The 23,730-nt window shown below is 62.8% G+C and carries 17 protein-coding genes; 13 read left to right on the plus strand and 4 right to left on the minus strand.

Annotated elements, in window-relative coordinates; translation table 11 throughout:
• Window positions 1–79: 79 nt before the first annotated feature.
• From metG to DIE29_RS10665, 3 genes are all read left to right on the plus strand, one after another.
• Window positions 80–2,239 carry a methionine--tRNA ligase gene (gene metG / locus DIE29_RS10655; protein ID WP_114649865.1) on the plus strand — a complete coding sequence of 720 codons (2,160 nt, stop codon included), beginning with the start codon at window positions 80–82 and terminating at the stop codon, window positions 2,237–2,239.
• 122 nt (window positions 2,240–2,361) lie between these two features.
• On the plus strand, window positions 2,362–4,056 hold the full coding sequence (locus tag DIE29_RS10660; RefSeq protein WP_102042313.1) for a SulP family inorganic anion transporter: 1,695 nt from the start codon (window positions 2,362–2,364) through the stop codon (window positions 4,054–4,056).
• Entirely contained in the window at window positions 4,049–4,348 is a 300-nt protein-coding gene (locus DIE29_RS10665) for an acylphosphatase (protein ID WP_102042314.1), read from the plus strand. The genes DIE29_RS10660 and DIE29_RS10665 overlap by 8 nt, the downstream gene beginning before the upstream one ends.
• A gap of 15 nt (window positions 4,349–4,363) precedes the next feature.
• Here DIE29_RS10665 and dnaE read toward each other — a convergent pair whose 3' ends face one another.
• The 3 genes from dnaE to DIE29_RS10680 all read right to left on the minus strand — a co-directional run bounded on the left by dnaE (window position 4,364) and on the right by DIE29_RS10680 (window position 11,342).
• Window positions 4,364–7,873 (minus strand): DNA polymerase III subunit alpha, encoded by a 3,510-nt coding sequence (gene dnaE / locus DIE29_RS10670; RefSeq protein WP_102042315.1) that lies wholly within the window; start codon window positions 7,871–7,873, stop codon window positions 4,364–4,366.
• A gap of 92 nt (window positions 7,874–7,965) precedes the next feature.
• Entirely contained in the window at window positions 7,966–8,940 is a 975-nt protein-coding gene (locus DIE29_RS10675; RefSeq protein ID WP_102042316.1) for a quinone oxidoreductase family protein, read from the minus strand.
• A 101-nt stretch (window positions 8,941–9,041) separates the two neighbouring features.
• The gene (locus DIE29_RS10680; RefSeq protein ID WP_114649866.1) at window positions 9,042–11,342 is read right to left on the minus strand and encodes an NADP-dependent malic enzyme; all 2,301 of its coding nucleotides are present in this window, start codon (window positions 11,340–11,342) and stop codon (window positions 9,042–9,044) included.
• A 441-nt stretch (window positions 11,343–11,783) separates the two neighbouring features.
• Between DIE29_RS10680 and DIE29_RS14950 the strand changes: the two genes are divergently transcribed.
• Window positions 11,784–11,900, plus strand: coding sequence for a DUF6701 domain-containing protein (locus tag DIE29_RS14950; protein ID WP_335740049.1), 117 nt, complete (start codon window positions 11,784–11,786; stop codon window positions 11,898–11,900).
• Window positions 11,901–11,997: 97 nt separating this feature from the next.
• Complete coding sequence (locus DIE29_RS10690; RefSeq protein WP_114649868.1) at window positions 11,998–12,777, plus strand: ParA family protein; 780 nt, start codon at window positions 11,998–12,000, stop codon at window positions 12,775–12,777.
• Between the two features lie 16 nt (window positions 12,778–12,793).
• Here the strand turns inward: DIE29_RS10690 and DIE29_RS10695 are convergent, their stop codons facing one another.
• Entirely contained in the window at window positions 12,794–15,013 is a 2,220-nt protein-coding gene (locus DIE29_RS10695) for a UvrD-helicase domain-containing protein (protein ID WP_114649869.1), read from the minus strand.
• A gap of 309 nt (window positions 15,014–15,322) precedes the next feature.
• On the opposite strand from DIE29_RS10695, the gene DIE29_RS10700 reads away from it, so the two are divergent.
• The 8 genes from DIE29_RS10700 (at window position 15,323) to ybaK (ending at window position 23,593) form a co-directional block, all read left to right on the plus strand.
• Window positions 15,323–15,649, plus strand: a complete 327-nt coding sequence (locus DIE29_RS10700; RefSeq protein ID WP_114650315.1) for a hypothetical protein — start codon at window positions 15,323–15,325, stop codon at window positions 15,647–15,649.
• A 192-nt stretch (window positions 15,650–15,841) separates the two neighbouring features.
• On the plus strand, window positions 15,842–18,463 hold the full coding sequence (gene leuS, locus DIE29_RS10705) for a leucine--tRNA ligase (RefSeq protein WP_114649870.1): 2,622 nt from the start codon (window positions 15,842–15,844) through the stop codon (window positions 18,461–18,463).
• 10 nt (window positions 18,464–18,473) lie between these two features.
• Window positions 18,474–18,980: an LPS-assembly lipoprotein LptE gene (locus DIE29_RS10710; RefSeq protein WP_114649871.1), complete on the plus strand. Its 507-nt coding sequence runs from the start codon at window positions 18,474–18,476 to the stop codon at window positions 18,978–18,980.
• Window positions 18,977–19,984, plus strand: a complete 1,008-nt coding sequence (holA, locus tag DIE29_RS10715) for a DNA polymerase III subunit delta (protein WP_114649872.1) — start codon at window positions 18,977–18,979, stop codon at window positions 19,982–19,984. The genes DIE29_RS10710 and holA overlap by 4 nt, the downstream gene beginning before the upstream one ends.
• A gap of 85 nt (window positions 19,985–20,069) precedes the next feature.
• The gene (locus tag DIE29_RS10720; protein WP_114650316.1) at window positions 20,070–21,347 is read left to right on the plus strand and encodes a glutamate-5-semialdehyde dehydrogenase; all 1,278 of its coding nucleotides are present in this window, start codon (window positions 20,070–20,072) and stop codon (window positions 21,345–21,347) included.
• A 128-nt stretch (window positions 21,348–21,475) separates the two neighbouring features.
• Entirely contained in the window at window positions 21,476–22,057 is a 582-nt protein-coding gene (locus DIE29_RS10725; RefSeq protein WP_114649873.1) for a chalcone isomerase family protein, read from the plus strand.
• Window positions 22,058–22,073: 16 nt separating this feature from the next.
• Entirely contained in the window at window positions 22,074–23,012 is a 939-nt protein-coding gene (xerD, locus tag DIE29_RS10730) for a site-specific tyrosine recombinase XerD (protein WP_114649874.1), read from the plus strand.
• A gap of 92 nt (window positions 23,013–23,104) precedes the next feature.
• Window positions 23,105–23,593, plus strand: coding sequence for a Cys-tRNA(Pro) deacylase (ybaK, locus tag DIE29_RS10735; protein WP_114649875.1), 489 nt, complete (start codon window positions 23,105–23,107; stop codon window positions 23,591–23,593).
• Window positions 23,594–23,730: the final 137 nt, after the last annotated feature.

A 23,730-nucleotide genomic window follows, 5' to 3' on the forward strand; every position in this document is an offset into this window, starting at 1 on the left:
CAAGAAGTGCTGCCGGCTAAGGGCGTCGTGCGGTGAGCGGCCTTTGTTAGAATCGGGCTTTTGGCCCGACCGATCGATCATGCACCGCAAAATTCTCGTAACCAACGCGCTACCCTACGCCAATGGCGATATCCACCTCGGCCACCTGGTGGGCTACATTCAGGCCGACATCTGGGTTCGCTTCCAACGGATGCGCGGCCACACGGTGCATTATGTTTGCGCGGACGACACCCACGGCACGCCGGTGATGTTGCGCGCCGAAAAAGAAGGTCTCACCCCTGAGCAGCTCATCGCCCGGGTGCATGGTGAGCACCTGCGCGATTTCACCGCCTTCGGCGTCGCCTTCGATCACTACCACTCCACCCACAGCCCGGAAAACCGCGCCTATGCCGAAGACATCTACGGCAAGCTGAAGGCGGCCGGACTGATCGATATCCGCGCCATCGAGCAGTTTTACGATCCGGTCAAGAACATGTTTTTGCCGGACCGTTTCATCAAGGGTGAGTGTCCCAAATGCGGCGCAGCCGACCAGTATGGCGACAACTGCGAGGTGTGCGGCGCGGCCTATGCCCCCACCGAACTCAAAAACCCCTATTCCGCGGTCTCGGGCGCCAAGCCGGAACTGCGCACTTCGGAGCATTACTTTTTCCGCCTGTCGGACGCGCGCGCGGTGGATTTTCTGCGCGAGTGGACGCGCGGCGTCAACGCTGCCGGACAGCGCCGCCTGCAGATGGAGGCGGCTAACAAGATGAAGGAATGGCTGGGCGAGGAAGGCGAGAACAAGCTCACCGACTGGGACATCTCGCGGGATGCGCCCTATTTTGGATTCGAAATCCCGGATGCGCCCGGCAAATACTTCTATGTCTGGCTGGATGCGCCGATCGGCTATCTAGCCAGTTTCCGCCATCTGGCCGACAAGCGGGGCGATATCGCGGTGGAAGACTACATCGACGCCGCTCGTGCCGAAGCGGCCGGGACCGAGATGGTGCATTTCATCGGCAAAGACATCCTTTATTTCCACGCCCTGTTCTGGCCGGCGATGCTCAAATTTGCCGGCTACCGCACGCCCAGCCAGTTGTGCGTCAACGGTTTTCTAACCGTCGATGGCGCCAAGATGAGCAAAAGCCGCGGCACCTTCATCACCGCGCGCTCTTACTTGGAACAAAAGCTCAATCCCGAGTGGCTGCGCTACTACTTTGCCGCCAAGTCCAACGGCAGCATGGAGGACCTCGACCTCAACCTCGACGATCTGATCGCCAAGGTCAATGCCGACCTGATTGGCAAATATGTCAACATCGCCAGCCGCTGCGCCGGATTCATCACCAAGCGCTTCGACGGCAAGCTGGGCGCCAGCGACCCGCGCGCCACCGGCGAGTTCGAAACCGCCTTCGAGGCGGCGATCATCGCCCGCGCTTACGAAGAACGCGACTACGGCCGGGCGCTGCGCGAAATCATGCGGCTGGCCGACCTGGCCAATCAGTACGTGAATGACCACAAGCCGTGGGAGCTGGCCAAAGAGGCGAGCCAGCAGACAGCGCTGCACACGGTGTGCAGCACTGCGCTGACCCTGTTCCGCGACCTCACCCTGTATCTCAAGCCGGTATTGCCTGCGCTGGCTGCGCAGGTCGAAGCCTTTTTGAATATCGAACCGCTGACCTGGAATGCCGGCTGGCATCCGCTGCCGGCCGGACACGCGATCAAACCTTATCAACACCTGATGACTCGGGTGGAACGCAAGCAGATCGATGCGCTGCTGGAAGCCAACCGCGAATCGCTCGCCCCGGCCGCAGCCAAGCCGGCGGATGCTGCCAAAACCGCCAGCTCGCCACAGCGCCATGCGGAAAAGCAGCAGCACGCCGCACAGACCACCGAAACCGCAACGGCGCACATCTCCATCGACGACTTCACCAAGGTCGACCTGCGCATTGCCAGAATCGTCGACGCCCAGCATGTCGACGGCGCCGACAAGCTGATCCGCCTGTCGCTTGACATCGGCGAAACCGACGAGGCCGGCAACCCAAAGCTCCGTCAGGTGTTTGCCGGCATCAAGTCGGCCTACGACCCGGCTGCGCTGGTCGACCGCCTCACTGTGATGGTCGCCAACCTCGCGCCGCGCAAAATGAAGTTCGGCATCAGCGAAGGCATGGTGTTGGCCGCCTCCGACCCGGACGGCAAGAGCGGCGGCCTCTACATCCTGTCACCAGACGTGGGCGCCGCGCCCGGCATGCGGGTCAAATGAGCCGCCGATGCCTCTGACCCTTTCCAAGCGCTGGATCGTGCATCAACGCAACGGCTTCGGACGACTCGTCGGTCCGACCGTCGCGCGCATGCTCAGCCCACGCTTGGAAACGTTCAGGAGGCATCATGATTGCATTTCGCCCCAAACTGCTTGACACCCTGCCCGGCTACGACCGCGCAGGCTTTGTTGCCGATCTCTCGGCCGGCATCACTGTCGGCGTACTTGCCTTGCCGCTGGCCATGGCCTTTGCCATCGCCTCGGGCATGAGCCCGACCGCCGGCATCTGGACAGCCATCGTCGCCGGTTTTCTGATTTCGCTGCTAGGAGGGTCGCGGGTGCAGATCGGCGGCCCCACCGGCGCCTTCATCCCGATTCTTTATGCCATCGTGGTCGACTACGGGGTGGCCAACCTGCTGGTCGCCACCATGATGTCCGGTGCCATGTTGCTGGCCATGGGCGCCTTCCGACTCGGCAACATGATCCGCTTCATCCCTTTGTCTGTGGTCATTGGCTTTACCAACGGCATTGCAGTGGTGATCTTCATCTCGCAGATCAAAGACTTTCTCGGCCTTCAAATCGAGCGCCTGCCGGGCGAATTTTTTGCCCGCATCGAGGCGCTGGCCAGCCATCTGCACACCATCCACATCCCCACTGTGTTGCTCGCCTGTGCTTCGCTCGCGGTGCTGTTGGGCTGGAACCGTCTGGCTGCCACCCGCTATCCGTGGATGCGCCGGGTGCCCGGCCCACTGGCGGTGTTGATCATCGCCACTGCGGTCAATGCGGCCCTGGCCCTGCCGGTCGAGACCATCGGCAGCCGCTTTGGCGGCATCCCGCAAAGTCTGCCGGACTTCGGCCTGCCCGAGCTCTCACTGGGCACGCTGGGCAAGCTGATCTCGCCAGCGATCACCATTGCACTATTGGGGGCCATTGAATCGCTGCTCTCGGCACGCGTGGCCGACAGCCAGATCGACGACCGCCATGACCCCAATCAGGAGCTGATGGCGCAAGGTGTGGCCAACATCGTCGCACCGCTCTTTGGCGGTTTTGCCGCCACCGGCGCCATCGCCCGCACCGCCACCAACATCCGCACCGGCGGGCGTACCCCGGTAGCGGGCATGATCCACGCCGGGGTGCTGCTTGCCATCGTGCTCGCGCTGGCGCCCTTGGCCAGCCACATTCCGCTGGCCACCTTGGCGGCGATCGTCGTCGTGGTGTCGGTCAATATGGGCGAGTGGCACGCCTTCGCCCCCCGGGAACTATCCCGTTACTCGATACAGTATCGCACCATCCTGCTTGGCACTTTCCTGATTACCGTGGTGTTCGATCTCACCCTGGCGGTGGAAATCGGCATGGTGCTGGCCAGCTTGTTTTTTATCTACCGTATGTCGGACCTCACGCGCATCGAACGTATTGCCTTGGAGGAGCACTACGGAGTAGAAGCGTTGTCGCGTGAGGACGGCAGCCCGCGCATCCTCGCTTACCGGATCTCCGGCAGCCTGTTCTTCGGCGCGGCCAACAAGCTGGAAAACCTGCTGTTGATGCAGCAAGGCCATCCGGACGCGGTCATTCTAGACATGGGCAAGGTGATCAACATCGACACCACGGGTCTGGACATTCTGCGCACCCTGCATCGCAATCTGAATAAACGCGGCGCAGCGCTGATACTGTGCGACCTCAACCCGCAGCCCGCTTCGCTGATCTCGCGTTCCGGCTTTCGCGACACCTTGGGCGAACGGTACATTGCTGGCAATCTCACCGAAGCACTACTGCGCGCCCAGCAATGCCATGGTCACGATCCGGAGATTTCCTATGCCTGAGCACGCATCCGCCAGCTCTATAGCCCGCAGCCTGCGCATCCTGGGCCGGGTCCAGGGCGTTTTCTACCGCGCCAGCGCCAAGGCACAGGCCGACCGCCTGGGCTTGCGGGGTTGGGTGCGCAACAAGCGCGACGGCAGCGTCGAAGCGCTGGTGGCGGGGCCCGCAGAAGCCATCGATCGCTTCATCGATTGGGCCTACCAGGGCCCTGCCCAGGCCCGGGTCGAGCGCATCGAAATCGGCGCCGCGGACGCTCCACAGGCGGCCGGTTTCCGCATTCTGCCCGACGCCTGAACCCGCTGCGGCCGATCAGCCGTAGAGCATCTCCACTGCCTCGGGCGATAGCCATTCGCGCAGACTCTCCAGCAGCGCGTCTTCAGGACGCACCCGCCAGGCTTCGCCCAAAGGCAGATCGGCCTCGGCCACCGCGTTGCGGTAACGCACCCGCACCGGGCAGCCGCCGTCGCAAAAGGGTGACAGCAGCGCCTGCAGGCGCTCGGCCGTAGCCAGCGCGCCGCTGGCAGCAGGCAATTCAGCGCCGATGCAAAGCTGCAATGCGCGGGCATGGCGCGCGCGCGCTTCACCCAGGGTGTACAGTCGGTCGGCAACGATACGCAGACCGTCCTCGCCGTTGAAGTCGTCCTTACTGACCTTGCCTTCGACCACCAACACCTCATCGGTGACGATTTTGCCGCGCTGCGCTTCCAGCACATCTGCATATACCGTGACCTCGCGTGGGCAGGAGCCGTCGTCGAGTAGCACAAAGGCCATCTTTCCTTTGTTGCCCATCTTGGTGCGCACTTCCATGACCACGCCGGCCAAGGTGACCGGATCGCGCGAAGGCTCGAGCTGGGCGAGCGAGCGGCGCACAAAGCGGCGTACTTCGTCCTTGAAGGCGTTGAACGGATGACCGGAGAGGAAAAAACCGATCGCGGTTTTTTCCTCTTTGAGGCGGTCACGCTCAGACCAGGGACGCACCGCGGCAAATTGCGGCGCGGCGCCGGCCGCCTCCGGGATCATGTCGAACAAGCCGCCCTGCATGGCGTTGGCCGCCGCCTGCTCGGCTGCCTCGATCGCCAAACCGACAGTGGCAACCAAGCGGGCGCGGTCGATACCCTGGTGGCCGGCAAGCGTGTCCATCGCCCCGGCGCGGATCAGCGCCTCGATCACCCGGCGATTGACCATGCGGCGGTCGACCCGCTCGCAAAAATCGAACAGATCGCGGAAAGCGCCACCGCGTTCGCGGGCGCTCAAAATGGCGCGCACCGCGGGTTCCCCACAACCTTTGACCGCGCCCAGGCCATAGCGAATCGTCTTGCGGTCGACCGGTACGAAGCGATAGTCGGATTGGTTCACATCCGGCGGCAGCACCGCAATGCCGTTTGCCAGGGCGTCCTCGTAAAACACCTTGACGGTGTCGGTGTTATCCAGATCCGACGACATGGTCGCAGCCATGAAGGCCGCGCAATGATGCGCCTTGAGCCAGGCAGTGTGGTAGGTCACCACCGCATAGGCCGCGGTGTGCGACTTGTTGAAGCCGTACTCCGCAAACTTGGTCATCAGATCGAACAACTGCTCGGCAAGCGCCGGGTCATAGCCCTTGCGCTTGGCGCCCTCGGCAATGGTGGCGCGGTGCTTGGCCATCTCCTCGGGCTTTTTCTTGCCCATCGCGCGGCGCAGCATGTCCGCGCCGCCCAGGGTGTAGCCGCCTATGATCTGGCTGATCTGCATCACCTGTTCCTGATACACGATCACGCCATAAGTCGGCTCCAGGCAGGCTTTCAGATCCGGATGGAAATAGTCGATTTCCTGCAGCCCCTTTTTGCGCAGGATGAAGTCATCCACCATGCCCGAGCCCAGCGGCCCCGGACGGTACAGCGCCAGCACCGCGATGATGTCCTCGAAACGGTCGGGTGCAAGCTTTTTCAGAAGCTTTTTCATGCCGTCCGATTCGACCTGGAAGATCGCCGTGGTGTTGGCGTCTTTGAGGATCTGGTAGGCGGCCGGATCCTCGAAGCCCAGGCTCATCAGGTCGGGCCGGCTGCCCTCGAGCCGTTCGACATACTCCAGCGCCAGCTCGATGATGGTGAGGTTGCGCAAACCCAGAAAGTCGAACTTGACCAGGCCGACCGCTTCCACATCGTCTTTGTCGAACTGCGACACCGGCATGGCGTCGTCGCCGTCGGCAATATATAGCGGGCAGAAGTCGGTGAGTTTGCCCGGCGCAATCAGCACCCCGCCGGCATGCATGCCCACGCCACGGGTCAGACCTTCGAGCGGTTGGGCCAGCTCCCACAGAGTCTGCACTGCCTCGCCGTCGTTGCCGTCACGCATCATCTCGGCAATCTGCGGCTCCATTTCCAGGGCCTTGGCCAACGACACCGGCTTGGCGCCTTCGACCGGAATCAGCTTGGAGAGCCGGTCGCACAGGCCGTAGGGCAGGTCCAGCACCCGGCCCACATCGCGCACCACCGCCTTGGAGGCCATGGTGCCAAAAGTGGCGATCTGGCTGACCGCGTCCTTGCCATAGCGCTCACGCACATATTCGATCACGCGGTAGCGGTTGTCCTGGCAGAAATCGATGTCGAAGTCGGGCATCGACACCCGCTCCGGGTTCAGGAAGCGCTCGAACAGCAGCGCATAGGCCAGCGGATCGAGATCGGTGATTTTCAGCGCATAGGCCACCAGCGAGCCGGCCCCCGAACCCCGACCCGGCCCCACCGGCACGCCGTTGTTCTTGGCCCACTGGATGAAGTCGGCCACGATCAGAAAATAGCCCGGAAAACCCATCTGGATGATGGTGTCGGTCTCGAACTTGAGCCGCTCCTCATAGCGCGGACGCTGCTTCTCGCGCTCCTCGGGGTCCGGGTAGAGCTGGCGCAGCCGTTCTTCCAGGCCGCGCTTGGCCTCCAGCACCAGAAAATCATCCAGACTCATACCGTCCGGCGTCGGGAAGCGCGGCAGGAAGTTCTTGCCCAGTTGCAAAGTCAGCGAACAACGCCGGGCAATCTCGACCGCATTCTCCAGCGCCTCGGGCAGATCGGCGAACAGCTCGCACATCTCGTCCTGGCTTTTGAAGTACTGCTGTTCGGTGAATAGCCGCGGCCGGCGCTTGTCGGCCAACACATAGCCTTCGGCAATACACACCCGCGCCTCATGCGCGCGGAAATCCTCCGGTTTGAGAAACTGCACCGGATGGGTGGCCACCACCGGCAAGCCATGCCGGGCGGCAAGCTGCACCGCCTGACGGATGTAGTGTTCGGTGCCCGGATGACCTGCGCGCTGCAATTCGATGTAGAAGGCGCCCGGAAACAAACCCGCCCACTGCGCGGCCAGCGCGTCCGCCTGACCGACATTGCCATGGGCAAGAGCCACGCCGATGTCACCCTGCAGAGCGCCGGACAGGCAGATCAGCCCACTGGCCGCGCCGCCTTCAAACCACTCCCGCCGCATCTCGGCACGGCCACGGTATTTGTTCTCCAAATAGGCGCGGGTGAGCAACTCACAGAGCTGGCCATAGCCCTCGCGGTGCCGACAGAGCAACAGCACCCGCGTCGGCTTGTCGCGCTCGGCCTCGTTGGTGATCCACGCATCTACTCCGATGATCGGCTTGATACCGTGAGCGCGCGCGCCTTTGTAGAACTTGACCATGCCAAAAAGATTGGCGAGATCCGAAATACCCAGCGCCGGCATGCCGTCCTCGGCGGCCGCTTTGAGCGCCTGATCGATTTGCACGATACCGTCCACCACCGAATATTCGGTGTGCATGCGCAAGTGGACAAAGCGCGGTTGGGATGGGGTTGAAAGCTCCACGGTCATGACCAAAGTGTTTCACCCGGGCGCTGGCGCGCCGCCCGGGCAGCATGCGCGGCGATCGAGCACGCCGACGCAGTCGGTTGGATGAGTGCGACTCAGGGCAGCAGAACGGTCGAGCCGGTGGTGCGACGGCCTTCCAGGTCGCGATGCGCTTGGGCGGCATCAGCCAATGGATAACGCTGATTGACCTCGATCTTGACCTTGCCGGAGATCACCATGTCAAACAATTCGCCGGCCATCGCCAACAAGTCTTGACGTTGCGCGGTGTAGGTAAACAACGTTGGACGGGTCAAAAACAGCGATCCCATCTTGGCCAGCAAGCCGATATCGAACGGCGGCACCGGGCCGGAGGCGGCACCGAACAGCACCATGGTGCCCAGCGGGCGCAAGCAGGCGAGCGAATCCATGAAAGTGTCCGCACCGATCGAGTCATACACCACCGGCACCCCCGCGCCGCCGGTAATCTCGCGCACCCGTTCGGCAAATTTTTCGCGGGTATAAACGATCGGGTAGTCGCAGCCATGGGCACGCGCCAGCGCGGCCTTTTCATCCGACCCCACGGTACCGATCACCGTGGCGCCCAAGGCTTTGGCCCATTGGCAGACGATCAGCCCCACCCCGCCGGCCGCAGCGTGGATCAAAATCGTGTCGCCGGCTTGCACCCGGTAGGTACGGCGCAACAGATACTGAGCGGTGAGCCCCTGCAGCATCATCGCCGCGCCCTGCTCGAAAGTGACGGCTTCGGGCAACTGCACCAGCCGGTCGGCAGGCAGGTTGCGCAATTGCGCGTAGGCACCCAGCGGCCCACCGGCATAGGCGACACGATCGCCCGGCCGCAGATCGCCGACGCCTTCTCCCACCGCCTCGACCACCCCTGCACCCTCCAGGCCGATGCCGGAAGGCAAAGGCACCGGGTACAAGCCGCTGCGGTGGTAGGTATCGATGTAGTTCAGGCCCACCGCATGGTGGCGCACCTGCGCCTCACCGGGCGCCGGTGCGGGCACCTCGACCGACTCCCAGCGCAGCACCTCGGGACCACCGGTTTGATAAAAGCGAATGGCTTGGGGCATGGTCTGTCTCCGTCGTTAGGTTGGGGCCGGATCGCGCCGTTGAGCGCGACGGTAAAAAAATCCGACGCCGCCCGCAGATACCCGCAGGCGGCGTCAGTCTCTCAGCCCTGAGCGTGTTGCAGACGCTGCTCGGCGGCATCGACCACCGACACGGCGGTGATGTTGACCAGCCGGCGCACCGTGGCCGAAGGCGTCAAAATATGTACCGGCAGTGCGGCGCCAAGCAGCATCGGGCCCACCGACACCCCGTCGCCGTTGGCGATCTTCATCAAATTGAAGGAGATATTGGCGGCATCCAGATTGGGCATCACCAGCAGATTGGCCTCGCCCTGCAAGGTGGAATCCGGATTGACCTTGGCGCGGATCTGCGCGTTCAGCGCGGCATCGCCGTGCATTTCACCGTCGCAGATCAGCTCCGGATTGGAAGCGCGCAAAATGTCGCTGGCCGCCCGCATCTTGCGGGCGGAAGCCGATGTAGAGCTGCCAAAATTGGAGTGCGACAGCAGCGCCACCCGCGGCTCCACGCCAAACCGCCGCAACTCGTCGGCCGCCATGCGGGCAATTTCGGCGATTTCCTCGGCACTCGGGTTCTCATTCACATAGGTGTCGGTCACCGCCAGCATACGCTTGGGCAACAGCAGGATGTTCATGGCCGCAAACTGCTTGCAGCCCGGCTTGAGACCGATCACGTCCTGTACCTGCTTGAGGTGGTAGTCGTAGGTGCCAAAAGTGCCGCATACCAGCGCATCCGCATCGCCGGTACGTAGCAGCATGCAACCGATCAGCGTGGTGTCGCGGCGCATCTTGGCCTTGGCAATGTCTGGGGTCACGCCGTCGCGGCTCATCAGGCGGAAGTATTCGTTCCACAGGTCGCGATAGCGCGGGTCGGATTCCGGATTGACCACTTCGAAATCCCGTCCCGGCACCAGGTTCAGACCGATCTTCTTGATGCGCATCTCGATCACGCCCGGTCGGCCGATCAAAATGGGGCGCGCCAACTCCTCATCGATCACCACGCGCACCGCATGCAGTACGCGCGGATCCTCGCCTTCGGCGTACACCACACGCTTTTGCTCCATCGTCACACGCTTGGCGGCCGAAAACACCGGCTTCATGATCACGCCGGACTGATAAACGAAATCGGTCAAGCTGGCGGCATAAGCGACAAGGTCATCCAGCGGCTGGGTGGCCACGCCGGAATCCATTGCCGCTTTGGCCACCGCCGGGGCGATCTTGACGATCAGGCGCGGATCGAAAGGCTTGGGAATGATGTAGTCGGGACCAAACGACAAATCCGCACCGCCATAGGCCGAGGCAACGATGTCGTTTTGCTCGGCCTGGGCCAGTTCAGCAATGGCTTTGACGCATGCCAGCTTCATCTCCTCGTTGATGGTGCTGGCGCCCACGTCGAGCGCGCCGCGGAAGATGAAGGGGAAGCACAGCACGTTGTTCACCTGGTTCGGATAGTCCGAACGGCCGGTGGCGATGATGCAGTCCGGGCGCACCCGCTTGGCCTCTTCCGGCAGAATTTCCGGAGTGGGATTGGCCAGCGCAAAGATCAACGGCTTGTCGGCCATTTTCTGCACCATCTCGGGCTTGAGCACGCCCGCGGTCGACAGCCCCAGGAATACATCCGCGCCTTCGATCGCATCGGCCAGGGTGCGCGCTTCGGTGATCTGTGCATAGCGCGCCTTGTTGGCCTCCATGTTCGCCTCGCGCCCTTGATAGATGACGCCTTTGGAGTCGCACACAAAAACGTTTTCGCGCTTCAAGCCCAGACTCACCATCAGGTCCAGGCAGGCAATGGCCGCTGCACCGGCACCGGAACACACCAGCTTCACTTGGCCGATGTCCTTGCCAACCAACTTCAAGCCGTTGATCAGCCCGGCCGAGGAAATGATCGCCGTGCCATGCTGGTCGTCGTGGAACACCGGAATCTTCATGCGCTCGCGCAGCTTCTGCTCGATGTAGAAGCACTCGGGCGCTTTGATATCTTCCAGATTCACCCCGCCCAAGGTAGGCTCCAGCGCGGCGATGATGTCGATCAGCTTATCGGGGTCGTTTTCCGCCAGCTCGATGTCGAACACGTCGATGTTGGCAAACTTCTTGAACAGGCAGCCCTTACCCTCCATCACCGGTTTGGCGGCCAGCGGCCCGATGTTGCCCAGCCCCAGCACCGCGGTGCCGTTGGTGACCACCGCCACCAGGTTGCCACGGCTGGTGAGCTCGCGCGCCTGGCCCGGATCGGCAACGATGGCGTCGCAGGCTGCGGCGACGCCGGGCGAATAAGCCAGCGCCAGATCGCGCTGATTGGTTAGACCCTTGGTCGGAACGACTGAAATCTTGCCCCGCGTCGGTGAACGGTGATAGTCCAGCGCCGCGGCGATGAAATCCTGATCCATGGTGCTCCCTCTCGGAATGGCGGAGATGATGTGCGTCAGGCGCAATGATGGACACGGGACAGCCCTGTGCCGATTGCGGGCATCCGCAGCGTGTTGGCATCGTGTGCGCCCCATCAGGGCTGTTGCCGCGGACCGGGCCTTCTACGGCCCGCATGACGCCGGCTTCGGGGAGTGGGCCGGAACGTGCATGACTGACGAGGCGTGAGTTTAGCTCAGCGCCGTCAGCTTTGGCAGAGCCCCAAAAAACCGGAGATGGCCACTGAAAGCGTGATTTTTTCACGAAAGATTCCGATGGACGCGTAATAAGGCCGCGATCATCGACCTCCTCACCGCGGCAAAAGCTTTGCGCTCGCAGATCGGCTGGCATAATTTCCGCCTTTCACGGCGGCCCTCGTGCGCCGTCGACCGTTGATCGAAGTTTCATCAGGGAGAGTGTGCGCGGTGGCGTGGAAATCGGACAGCGACGGCGCGCACGACGACGACCCGCGCGGACGCGCCTCCTGGGGGCTGTACCGCGGCAACCCAAAGGTGATCCGAATCCGCGAAGTCTGGCGCTGAACCCGATGCCCGTGCCGGCTGAAACGGGCACAACAACCCCCGCACAAACCGGGTGCCATGTGGGCATAATCACCACAGCCATACCGGAGGAAAAACAATGCGACGCGTGGTATTCAATCAGAAAGGCGGCGTGGGCAAGTCCACCATCACCTGCAACCTGGCGGCCATCGGCGCGCACCAGGGGCTGCGCACCCTGGTGGTCGACCTCGACCCGCAGGGCAACTCGACCCAGTATCTGCTGGGCTGCGATGGCACCGAGCTCGATACCACGCTGGCGGATTTCTTCGACCAGACGCTGAACTTCAAGCTCAACCCCAAAGCAACCACTGAGTTCATCGTCGACTCACCGTTCGAAAACCTACAGGTCATGCCCTCGCATCCGCAGTTGGAAGAACTGCAAGGCAAGCTGGAGTCGCGTTACAAAATCTACAAGCTGCGCGACGCACTCGACGAACTGGTCGAAGACTACGACTGTGTGTGGATCGACACTCCACCGGCGCTCAACTTCTATACCCGCTCGGCGCTGATTGCCGCCCATACCTGCCTGATCCCCTTCGACTGCGACGATTTTTCCCGCCGCGCGCTGTATGCGCTGCTGGAGAACGTGGAGGAAATCAAGGCCGACCACAACCGCGCGCTGAAGGTGGAAGGCATCGTGGTCAATCAGTTTCAGCCGCGCGCCAGCCTGCCGCGCAAGGTGGTCGATGAACTGGTGGCAGAAGGGCTGCCGGTACTGCAACCGTATTTGTCGGCTTCGGTCAAGATCAAGGAATCGCACGAGCAGGCCCGCCCGATGATCCACCTCGATCCGCGCCACAAGCTGTCGCAGGAGTTTGTCGATCTGCATGACAGCCTGGCGCGCCAATACGGCGCCTGAACCGTTGCAGTAGCGCTCAGGAGCAGGCTTCCAGCTTGGCCATGCCGAGCAGCAGCCACTTGATGCCGGCATCGCCAAAATTGATCTGCACTTGGGCATCGTTGCCGCGGCCTTGGGCCGCAATGATCACGCCTTTGCCAAAACGTGCATGGCGAACCAATTGGCCTACATAAAAGCCTTGCGGTAAATCGTCCTCTTGGCGTCGCGGCACCGGGGCCGGCCGTGCAGCAAAAGCCCCCGGCGGCGCAACGTAGCCACCGAAACCGCCTGCCGTATGGTGCCGCGCACGCGCCGGGACAATCCAGCGGGTCAGCGGCTCGGGGATTTCATCCAGAAAGCGCGAGCGCAGGTTGTAGCGCGTCTGTCCGTGCAACATGCGACTTTGCGCATAAGAAAGATACAAGCGCTGGCGGGCGCGGGTCACCGCCACATACATCAACCGACGCTCCTCCTCCAGCCCGCCGGCATCGAGCATGGCATTTTCATGCGGGAAGAGCCCTTCCTCCAGCCCGGAGAGAAACACCGCCTCAAACTCCAGCCCTTTGGCCGCATGCACGGTCATCAACTGCACCGCGTCTGCGCCCGCATCGGCCTGGTGTTCGCCGGCTTCCAGCGAAGCATGGGCAAGAAAATCGGCCAAGAGCGCATGGTCGGCCACCTGCGCCGCGGCGTCGACCTGGAATTCGGCAACGAAGCTGGCGGCCGCGGCGATCAGCTCGTCCAAGTTCTCCAGGCGCTCACCGCCTTCCTTGTCGGCCTTGTAGTGCGCGCGCAACCCAGAGACCTCCAGCACGTGATCGACCAGCTCAGGCAGCGGCAAATGCGCGGTGTCACGGCGTAAATCTTCGATCAAGCGCACGAACTGGCCGAGCACATTGGCCGGCTTGCCGGACAAATGCGGCACCGTGGCGTACAGGCTGGTATTCCAGGTGCGCGCAGCCGCCTGCAGCGCCTCCAGCGAACGCGCGCCGATGCCGCGGGTAGGGAAATTCACTACCCGCGCAAATGCAGTGTCGTCATCGGCATTGGCGATCAGGCGCAGATAAGCCAACGCATGTTTGATTTCCTGACGCTCGAAAAAGCGCAAGCCGCCATACACCCGGTAGGGTATGCCAGCGGAAAAAAGCGCATGCTCCAGCACCCGCGACTGGGCGTTGGCGCGGTACAACAGGGCGATGTCTGAGCGCGACGCGCCTTCACGCACCAGTTGCTGCACCTCCTCGACGATCCAGCGCGCTTCGTCGCCGTCGTCAGTGGCTTCAAAGACCCGGATCGGCTCCCCCTCGCCCCGGTCGGTCCACAGGTTCTTGCCCAGCCGCCCGCTGTTGTGACGGATGATGGCATTGGCCGCCTCCAGGATGTTGCCGTGCGAGCGGTAGTTTTGCTCCAGACGGATCAGGTTGGAAACCCGAAACTCGCGCTCGAAGTCGCGCATGTTACCCACTTGCGCACCGCGAAATGCGTAGATCGACTGATCGTCGTCGCCCACGCAAAAAAGGCACGCGCCCGGCGTGTCGCTGGCCGCATCGCTGGCGGCCAGTAGCTTCAGCCAGCGGTACTGCAAACGGTTGGTATCCTGAAATTCATCGACCAGGATGTGGCGGAAGCGGCGCTGGTAGTGGCGGCGCACCGGCTCGTTGCGTTCCAGCAACTCGTAGCTGCGCAATAGCAACTCCGCAAAATCCACAACTGACTCCCGCTGGCACTGTGTCTCATACTCACGGTAGAGCGCCACCCGGTACCGGGTGTAGTCGTCCCAAGCCTCGACCGCGTCGGGCCGCAGGCCGGCTTCTTTCTGGGCGTTGATGAAGTGCTGCAGCTCACGCGGCGGGAACTTCTCGTCGTCGACATTGAGCGTCTTCAGCAGGCGCTTGATGGCGGCAAGCTGGTCGGCCGCATCCAGGATCTGGAACAACTGCGGCAGGCCGGCGTCGCGGTGATGGGCGCGCAACAGGCGGTTGCACAAGCCGTGGAAGGTGCCGATCCACATGCCGCGGGGGCTGAGCGGCAGCATTGCGGACAGGCGGGCGAGCATTTCCTTGGCGGCCTTGTTGGTAAAGGTCACCGCAAGGATGTTGGCCGGCTCACACTGTCCGCTGCCAATCAGCCACGCGATGCGGGTGGTCAGCACCCGGGTCTTGCCCGAGCCGGCGCCGGCAAGAATCAGCGCATGCTGCGGCGGCAGAGTTACGGCTTGGCGTTGTGCGGTGTTGAGCGTAGCGAGCAGGTCGGGCATTGGGGGCTTCCTCGTAAGCCGCCATTCTAACCGCCAGCAGCGCGGCAGAGAGCCGGCAAACCGCCCGCAGGACGACTATTGCGCTGCAACAAAAAGTCACTTGCAACAACCTTTAGGCTGAGCTATTTTTGGATTGTGCACACGCAGCATTTTATGGCTTTGGAAGTAGTTGAAATCAGCCCGAGCGACCATAACTAGACCCATGCCGACTCCGCGGTGCGGCACACACTACAGCAGTTTGCGCCAGCCTTTGCCCACAAGGCCCGGCTGGCGTTCAAGGCCGCAATCCGGCCCAAGGAGAAACCCGACATGAAGACACCTAAATTACTCCCCTGGTACGCCCGCAAAGCCGGCGTCTCCCTACCCCGTGCCGAAGCGCTGTGGCGCAAGGCCGTGCGCGAAGCCACCGCCGAAACCGGCTGGGTGGGCACCCCCGAATACTGGGGGGCGGCCATGGCGCACTTTCAGCAATTGCTCGCCGACGAACAAGCAACCTTGTGCGCTCCGCGCGTCACCCCCCTGGTGCGTAGCCAGAACCGCATGTGGCGTCTGCCGTTGATCGCCATGGAAGATCTTTGCACCGCGATGGCAGCCAACTGGCGGCGCAATCTGAAATTTTTGCGTAAGGCGGCCTGACCGCTACAGGCAGCCAACCAATTACGGCACTTCACGTCTCCCTCCTCTCCTTTCAACAGGAGTTCGGCATCCGGCACACACCGGATGCCGTTTTTTTTGCTTTGACCGTCGCCACGGCCCGCGGCTGCGTGGCGCACCGTCTTCGCGTTATACTTACCCGTTATTTTTTGCTCCTCTCGCTTAGAGCCTTTCATGCAGGACAAATATCAGCCTGCGGCAGTCGAAGCCGCCGCCCAGCAGCACTGGGAAAGCACCCAAGCGTTCAAGGTCAGCGAAGACCCCAGCCGCCCCAAGTACTACTGCCTGTCGATGTTCCCCTACCCTTCAGGCAAGCTGCACATGGGCCATGTGCGCAACTACACCATCGGCGACGTGCTGGCCCGCTATTACCGCATGAAAGGCTACAACGTGCTGCAGCCCATGGGCTGGGACGCGTTCGGCATGCCGGCGGAAAATGCCGCGATCCAGAACAACGTCCCCCCGGCGCAATGGACCTACGCCAACATCGAATACATGAAAGGCCAGCTCAAGCGTCTGGGCTTTGCCATCGACTGGTCGCGTGAGCTGGCCACTTGCAAACCGGAGTACTACCGCTGGGAGCAATGGCTGTTTACCCGCCTGTATAAGAAGGGATTGATTTACAAGAAACTCGGCACCGTCAATTGGGACCCGGTCGACCAAACCGTGCTGGCCAACGAGCAGGTCATCGACGGGCGCGGATGGCGCTCCGGCGCGCTGGTGGAAAAGCGCGAAATCCCCATGTACTACATGAAGATCACCGCCTACGCCGACGAATTGCTGTCGGCGCTGGACGAGCTGTCCGGCTGGCCAGAGCAGGTCAAGCTGATGCAGAAGAACTGGATCGGCCGCTCCGAGGGCGTGGAAGTCCATTTCCCCTATGATCTGACAACGATTGGCCGAGCCGGGGTGCTCAAGGTATTCACCACCCGTGCCGACACGCTGATGGGCGCCACCTATGTGGCCGTAGCGGCCGAACATCCGCTGGCCGCTCAAGCCGCGGCAAACGACCCCGCACTGGCCGCCTTCATCGAGGAATGCAAGCATGGCGGCGTGGCCGAAGCCGATCTGGCCACGATGGAAAAAAAAGGCATGCCCACCGGCTTGCGCGTGGTGCATCCGCTCACCGGCGAATATCTGCCCGTGTGGGTGGCCAACTATGTGCTGATGGGCTACGGCGAAGGCGCGGTGATGGCGGTGCCGGCACATGACGAGCGCGACTTTGCCTTTGCCACCCGCTACAAGCTGCCCATCAAAATGGTGGTGCGCTCCACCCGCAACGCTTACGATGAAATCGCGGCACCGTGGCAGGACGCCTACGCGGAACACGGACGCCTGATCAACTCGGGCAAGTACAACGGCCTGCATTTTCAGGATGCGGTCGATGCGATTGCTGCCGACCTCGAGGCCAGAAACCTGGGCAAAAAGCGGGTGCAATATCGGCTGCGCGACTGGGGTATCTCCCGCCAGCGTTACTGGGGCTGTCCGATCCCGATGATTCACTGCGAATCCTGCGGCGATGTCCCGGTGCCCGACGAACAGTTGCCGGTGGTGCTGCCTGAGAATGTGGAAATCACCGGCCGCGGCTCGCCGCTGGCAAAAATGCCGGAATTTTACGAATGCACCTGCCCGACATGCGGCAAACCGGCACGGCGCGAAACCGACACCATGGACACTTTCGTCGAGTCGTCCTGGTATTTCCTGCGCTATGCCTGCGCCGACAACCCCAGCGCAATGGTCGATGACCGGGTCAACTACTGGGCACCGGTCGACCAGTACATCGGCGGCATCGAACATGCCATCTTGCACCTACTGTATTCGCGCTTTTTTACCCGCGCCATGCGCGACGAAGGCTTGGTGAGTCTTTCCGAACCCTTCACCAACTTGCTCACCCAGGGCATGGTGGTGGCCGAAACCTATTACCGCGAGCAAGACGGCGGCAAAAAGCAATGGATCAACCCGGCCGATGTACGGGTCGAGCGGGACGACAAGGGCCGCATCGTGGCCGCCAAACTGGCCGCCGATGGCCAGCCGGTGATCATCGGCGGCACTGAAAAGATGTCCAAGTCGAAAAACAACGGCGTGGACCCGCAAACTCTGGTGGACCAATACGGCGCCGACACCGCACGCCTATTTATCATTTTTGCCTCGCCGCCCGACCAGCAGCTCGAATGGTCCGATTCCGGCGTCGAGGGCGCGGCACGCTTCCTGCGCCGGGTATGGAGCTTTAGCCATACCTTCGCCACCGAAATCCGCGCTGCGCTACCGGCTGTCCGCACGCTGCCTGCCGGCAAGCTGCCGGCCGAGCTGGCCCAGATACGCTGCGAGATTCACAGCCACCTCAAACAAGCCAATTACGACTTCGGCAAACACCAGTTCAACACCGTGGTTTCGGCGGCGATGAAAATCCTCAACGCGCTGGAAAAAGCTCCGCGCCAAGAGCCGGCCGCTCACGCCGAGCTGGCGGAAGAAGGGCTTGCCATCTTGCTGCGGCTGCTCTCGCCCATCACGCCACACATTTGCCACGTGCTATGGCGGGACTGCGGTTTCGGCGCCGACATTCTGGCCGCACCGTGGCCGGAGCCGCTGGAAGCCGCGCTGCAGCAGGATGAAATCGAACTGGTGGTGCAGGTCAACGGCAAACTGCGCGGCAGCATCAAAGTGGCCGCCGATGCGTCCAAGAGCGCAATCGAAACCGCTGCGCTGGCCAGCGAGGCGGCACAGAAATTCATGGAAGGCAAGCCGCCGAAGAAGGTGGTCGTGGTGCCCGGACGGCTAGTCAATATCGTGGTCTAAGGCCCGCACAATGGTTCAGCATTCCCGCCGTCGCCTGCTCACTGCCGCCAGCACCCTGGCCGTCGGCTCGTTGCTGGCCGGCTGCGGCTTCCGCCTGCGTGGCCCGCAACCGCTGGCTTTTGCCACCATTTATCTGGGCACCAGCCAAAACAGCGGGCTTGGCGCCCAGCTTGCCCGGCATATCCGCGCCACCGGTTCGACCGAGGTGGTTGCCGATCCAGCCCAGGCCGAAGTGAGCCTACAGATCTTACGTGACGACGTCTCACGTGAAATTCTCAGTCTCACCGGCGCGGGCAAGGTGCGCGAATACCAACTGACCCGCGACTTTGCTTTCCAACTGGTCGGCCGTGACGGTGCGCTGCTCGTGCCGCCCACCCAGCTGACCGCCCAGCGCGACTACACTTTTCAGGACGAGCGCATCCTCGCCAAGGAGCAGGAAGAAAGCCTGCTGCTTGCCGATATGCAAAACGAGATCGTGCGCCAACTCGTCCGGCGCTTGGCAGCCGTGCGCAAGTGAATCTTCACCCGGACCGGCTCGCCGCCCAGCTTGCTCGCCCGCTCGCGCCACTGTGGGTTTTGCATGGCAACGAACCGCTGCTGGTGCTCGAAGCGGCCGACGCCATTCGCGCCGCCGCGCGCCAGCAAGGCTTCCATGAACGTGAAATCCTGGTGGTTGCTCCGGGCTTTCGCTGGGATGCGCTGACGCTCGCCGCAGGCAATCTGTCGCTATTCGGGGCGCAAAAGCTGATCGATTTGCGCATTCCCTCTGGCAAGCCCGGGCGTGACGGTGGCGACGCCCTGCAGCACTATGCACGCGCCCTGCCTCATGGCACGGTCACCCTGATCACCCTGCCCGCGCTCGATTGGCAAACCCGCAAAAGCACCTGGTTCAGCGCACTGGCCGAGACCGGTCACACGCTGGAACTCAACGCCCCGGAACGCGAGCGCCTGCCCGAGTGGATCGGCGGGCGGCTTGCCGCTCAAGGCCAATCCGCCGAGCCCGAGGCGCTGGTGTTCATCGCCGAGCATGTGGAAGGCAATCTGCTGGCCGCCCATCAGGAAATCCGCAAGCTCGGTCTGCTGCATGGGCAAGGACGACTCACCTTGGCGCAAGTTGAGGACGCGGTACTCAACGTTGCGCGCTATGACATCGACACGCTACGCCAGGCTGTGCTGGAGGGCGACCCGGCGCGCTGCGTGCGCCTGATCGAAGGACTCGCTGGCGAAGGCGCCGCGCCGCCGCTGGTCCTGTGGGCACTGGCCAATGAAATCCGTACGCTGGCAACCCTCAAGAACGGACAGCACGCCGGCCAGCCCCTGCCCGCATTGTTCAAGGCCGAACGGGTGTTCGACGAGCGCCGCAAACAAGCGCTCGGGCGCGCTTTGGCCAGGCTGTCTTCCAGCAGGCTACGGTCTGCGCTCATGCATGCAGCACGGGTGGATCGAATGCTCAAGGGATTGGCCCCCGGAGAGGTCTGGGATGAGCTCACCCTGCTCGCTTTGCGCCTTGCCCGGCGTTAGAGCCACCCCGGCAACTTCGCTACCCACAAAGACCGCTTTCGATGTTCTAATGCGCGCTTAGCCCTTGCCACACGCATGAATGAAAATGGACGTCCAGCACTACATGCAGACCTTGGGTCGTCAGGCCCGTGCCGCCTCCCGCGTCATGGCCGCCGCCTCCACCGCAGCCAAGAATGCCGCGCTTGCGGCGATGGCAGCGGAAATCCGCGCCCGCCGCGCGCACTTGCTCGAGGCCAATGCGCGCGACCTTGACACCGCCCGCGCCGCCGGCCTGGAGCCGGCGCTGATCGACCGCCTGACGCTCTCGGAAAAAGGTATCGAGAACATGGCCGCCGGCCTCGAGCAGATTGCCGCACTGCCCGATCCGGTGGGCGAGATCACCGATGTCAAACGCCGCCCCTCGGGCATCCAGGTCGGCAAGATGCGCGTACCACTGGGTGTGATCGGCATCATCTACGAGGCCCGGCCCAACGTCACCGCGGACGCCGCGGCGCTGTGCCTGAAGTCCGGCAATGCCGCCATTCTGCGCGGCGGAAAAGAAGCGCTCTACAGCAACCAGGCCATTGCCGAATGCGTGCGCGCCGGGCTGACTGCCGCCGGTTTGCCCGAGCATGCGGTACAGGTGGTCCAGACCACCGACCGCGCAGCGGTCGGCGAACTGATCGCCATGCCCGAGTTCGTCGACGTCATCGTGCCGCGCGGCGGCAAGGGTTTGATCGAGCGGATTGCCAAGGACGCCCGAGTGCCGGTGATCAAACACCTGGACGGTAACTGCCATGTCTATATCGACGACGAAGCCGATCCCGCCAAAGTCCTGCCCATCGTCGAAAATGCCAAAACCCAGCGCTACGGGACCTGCAACACCGCGGAGTCACTGCTGGTAGCGCGCGCCGTTGCCGGGCGCGATATGCCCGCCATCGGCCGCATGCTGGCAGAAAAAGGCGTGGAGATGCGCTGCTGCGCCGAGTCGCTCGCACTGCTGCGCGAGGCCGGCATTCCCGCCGAGCGCCTGCGCGAAGCCACCGAAGCCGACTGGCGCGAGGAGTATTTGGCGCCCATTCTGGCGGTCAAGGTGGTCGGCGGCCTCGACGAGGCCATCGCCCACATCAACACCTACAGCTCCGGGCACACCGAAGCCATCGTGACCGAAAACCACACCCACGCCATGCGCTTTTTACGTGAGGTGGACTCCGCTTCGGTGATGGTCAATGCTTCGACCCGTTTCGCCGATGGTTTCGAATACGGTCTGGGTGCTGAAATCGGCATCTCGACCGACAAAATCCACGCCCGCGGCCCGGTTGGACTGGAAGGGCTGACCAGCCAGAAGTGGATCGTATTCGGCAACGGCGAGGTGCGCTCTTAACCGCAGCGCCGCCGTTTTGCCGATTTTCCCGGCACGCCCATGGCGGCCGGTCGCACCGGCGGGGCCGCACCCGGCCCTGTCACCCATCGCACCATGACCACAAGCACAACAATGCAAGGAGACAGACCATGACGCACTTCATCCGCTACACCCTAGCCACCTTGGCGCTGTGCGCAACCGCCGTCCAGGCTGCCGTGGAGGTCGCCGGCGTGCGTTTCGATGACCGTGTCACCGTAGAGGCACAGCAAATCGAGCTCAATGGCGCGGGTCTACGCACCCGCTTCGCCTTCAAGGTCTATGCAATCGGTCTCTACCTGCCTTCGCGCAGCCAGTCGGCCGAAGCCATCCAGACCGCTCCGGGAGCCAAACGTATCCGCATCGTGCTGCTGCGCGACGTGGCGGCCGACACCTTCGCCGATGCACTGATCGACGGTCTGAAGAAAAACCATAGCGCCGAGCAGTTTGCGGCACTGCAAAAAGCCACCGATCAACTGCGCGCCACTTTGCTGGAACTGGGTGAAGCGCGCGCCGGCACGGTCGTCGAACTGGACGCGCTGGCCGACGGCAGCACCCGGCTGAGCGTCAACGCACAGCCGCGCGGCACCGACATCGCCGAACCGGCCTTCTACCCGGCGCTGCTACGTATCTGGCTGGGTGAACACCCGGTCGACGGCGACCTCAAGCGCGCTTTGCTGGGTCAGACGGGCTAAACCTGCCCTATCTCCGATGCCACGCCCGTCTTGCTCCGCCCGGCCGGTCGAACAGGCGCTCCCCGCAGCGGCCCGTGCCGCGCTGGATGAATTCTGCGATACGCTATGGCTGGAGCATGGGCTGGCGCGCAACACCCTGGCCGGCTACCGCAGCGATCTTGCCCAGTTTGCGCTTTGGCTGGCCGATCGCAACGGTTCGCTCGATGGCGCAACAAATGCCGATCTGGCGGCCTACCTGGCCGAGTTCAGTCGCCGTGCCAAGCCGGCCAGCCAACGCCGCCTGCTTTCGGCCTGGCGACGCTACTACCGCCAACAAGTCGCACGCGGCCGCCTGGCGGCCGACCCCACCGCCTTGCTCGATGCCCCGCTGCCCGGTCAGCGTTTTCCCAAAACACTGTCCGAGAGGGAGGTCGAAGCCCTGCTCGGCGCACCCAACACCGCCACCCCTCAGGGCTTGCGCGACCGCTCTATGCTGGAGATGCTCTACGCCACCGGCCTGCGTGTCTCCGAATTGGTGGGCTTGCAGAGCTTTTCAGTAGGACTGAACGAAGGCGTGGTCAAAGTCATGGGCAAGGGCAGCAAGGAACGCCTGGTGCCACTGGGCGAAGAAGCGGTCGACTGGCTGACGCGCTACCTGCAACACGCCCGCCCTGCACTGCTGGCCGGCCGCAGCAGCGACGCGCTCTTCGTCACCCGCTTGGGCCACAGCATGAGCCGGCAAATGTTCTGGCGCCTGATCAAACAGTACGCCAGCCAAACCGGCATCGAACCGGGGCGCATCTCGCCGCACACCCTCAGGCATGCTTTTGCTACCCATCTACTCAACCACGGCGCCGACTTGCGCGTGGTGCAAATGCTGCTTGGCCATGCCGACATCTCCACCACCCAGGTCTACACCCATGTCGCCCGCGAACGCCTCAAAGCTTTGCACGCGCGTCATCATCCGCGCGGCTGAGCACGACACAACCCGGATGAGCATTCGTGGTCCGATGCAAAAAGACCGCATCCGAATACCCAGCGTTAATTGTCCAAACCACACGCATCGTCATGAGCAAAAATAAGCTGCATGCGCCAGAGACCCCGGCCACCCGCTTTTTGCGCCAGCACGGTGTGGCGTTTTCCAGCCATCCCTATGCCTATGAGGAACACGGGGGCACGCGCGTTTCAGCGCGGGAACTCAATGTCGCGGAGCATTCGGTCATCAAAACGCTGATCATGGAAGACGAATCCGGTGCGCCGTTGGTCGTGCTGATGCACGGTGACCGCACCGTGTCCACCAAGGAATTGGCACGTCAAGCCGGACGCAAGCATATCGAACCGTGCAAACCGGAGGTGGCCAACCGCCACAGTGGTTTTCTCATCGGCGGCACATCGCCTTTTGGCACCAAGCGTCGGATGCCGGTTTTCATGGAAAGAAGCATCCTGGATCTGCCGCTGGTCTATATAAACGGCGGACGCCGAGGTTTTCTGGTCGGTGTGCATCCGCACGATATTCTCAGAGTCTTACAACCGCAGTTGGTCAACGTGGCGCAATAATCCATATTTATTCCACAACCGCTTTATTTTTTTGGAAATTTGCTGGCAAAATAACCCGCGTTGCTAACGTTTGCCCTGGTAACGATAACCGTGTCGGCGCCCCAACCCTACACTCCGACGCGCATACGGGAGAAACC

It is taken from the genome of Pseudothauera hydrothermalis, assembly GCF_003345255.1.
Taxonomy (GTDB): Bacteria; Pseudomonadota; Gammaproteobacteria; order Burkholderiales; family Rhodocyclaceae; genus Pseudothauera; species Pseudothauera hydrothermalis.

Excerpts from the sequence above, each read along its gene's own strand:
- metG (WP_114649865.1), top strand. The coding sequence starts at position 80 with ATGCACCGCAAAATTCTCGTAACCAACGCGCTACCCTACGCCAATGGC.
- DIE29_RS10665 (WP_102042314.1), top strand. The coding sequence starts at position 4,049 with ATGCCTGAGCACGCATCCGCCAGCTCTATAGCCCGCAGCCTGCGCATC.
- dnaE (WP_102042315.1), bottom strand. The coding sequence starts at position 7,873 with ATGACCGTGGAGCTTTCAACCCCATCCCAACCGCGCTTTGTCCACTTG.
- DIE29_RS10675 (WP_102042316.1), bottom strand. The coding sequence starts at position 8,940 with ATGCCCCAAGCCATTCGCTTTTATCAAACCGGTGGTCCCGAGGTGCTG.
- DIE29_RS10680 (WP_114649866.1), bottom strand. The coding sequence starts at position 11,342 with ATGGATCAGGATTTCATCGCCGCGGCGCTGGACTATCACCGTTCACCG.
- DIE29_RS10690 (WP_114649868.1), top strand. The coding sequence starts at position 11,998 with ATGCGACGCGTGGTATTCAATCAGAAAGGCGGCGTGGGCAAGTCCACC.
- DIE29_RS10695 (WP_114649869.1), bottom strand. The coding sequence starts at position 15,013 with ATGCCCGACCTGCTCGCTACGCTCAACACCGCACAACGCCAAGCCGTA.
- DIE29_RS10700 (WP_114650315.1), top strand. The coding sequence starts at position 15,323 with ATGAAGACACCTAAATTACTCCCCTGGTACGCCCGCAAAGCCGGCGTC.
- leuS (WP_114649870.1), top strand. The coding sequence starts at position 15,842 with ATGCAGGACAAATATCAGCCTGCGGCAGTCGAAGCCGCCGCCCAGCAG.
- DIE29_RS10710 (WP_114649871.1), top strand. The coding sequence starts at position 18,474 with ATGGTTCAGCATTCCCGCCGTCGCCTGCTCACTGCCGCCAGCACCCTG.
- DIE29_RS10720 (WP_114650316.1), top strand. The coding sequence starts at position 20,070 with ATGGACGTCCAGCACTACATGCAGACCTTGGGTCGTCAGGCCCGTGCC.
- DIE29_RS10725 (WP_114649873.1), top strand. The coding sequence starts at position 21,476 with ATGACGCACTTCATCCGCTACACCCTAGCCACCTTGGCGCTGTGCGCA.
- xerD (WP_114649874.1), top strand. The coding sequence starts at position 22,074 with ATGCCACGCCCGTCTTGCTCCGCCCGGCCGGTCGAACAGGCGCTCCCC.
- ybaK (WP_114649875.1), top strand. The coding sequence starts at position 23,105 with ATGAGCAAAAATAAGCTGCATGCGCCAGAGACCCCGGCCACCCGCTTT.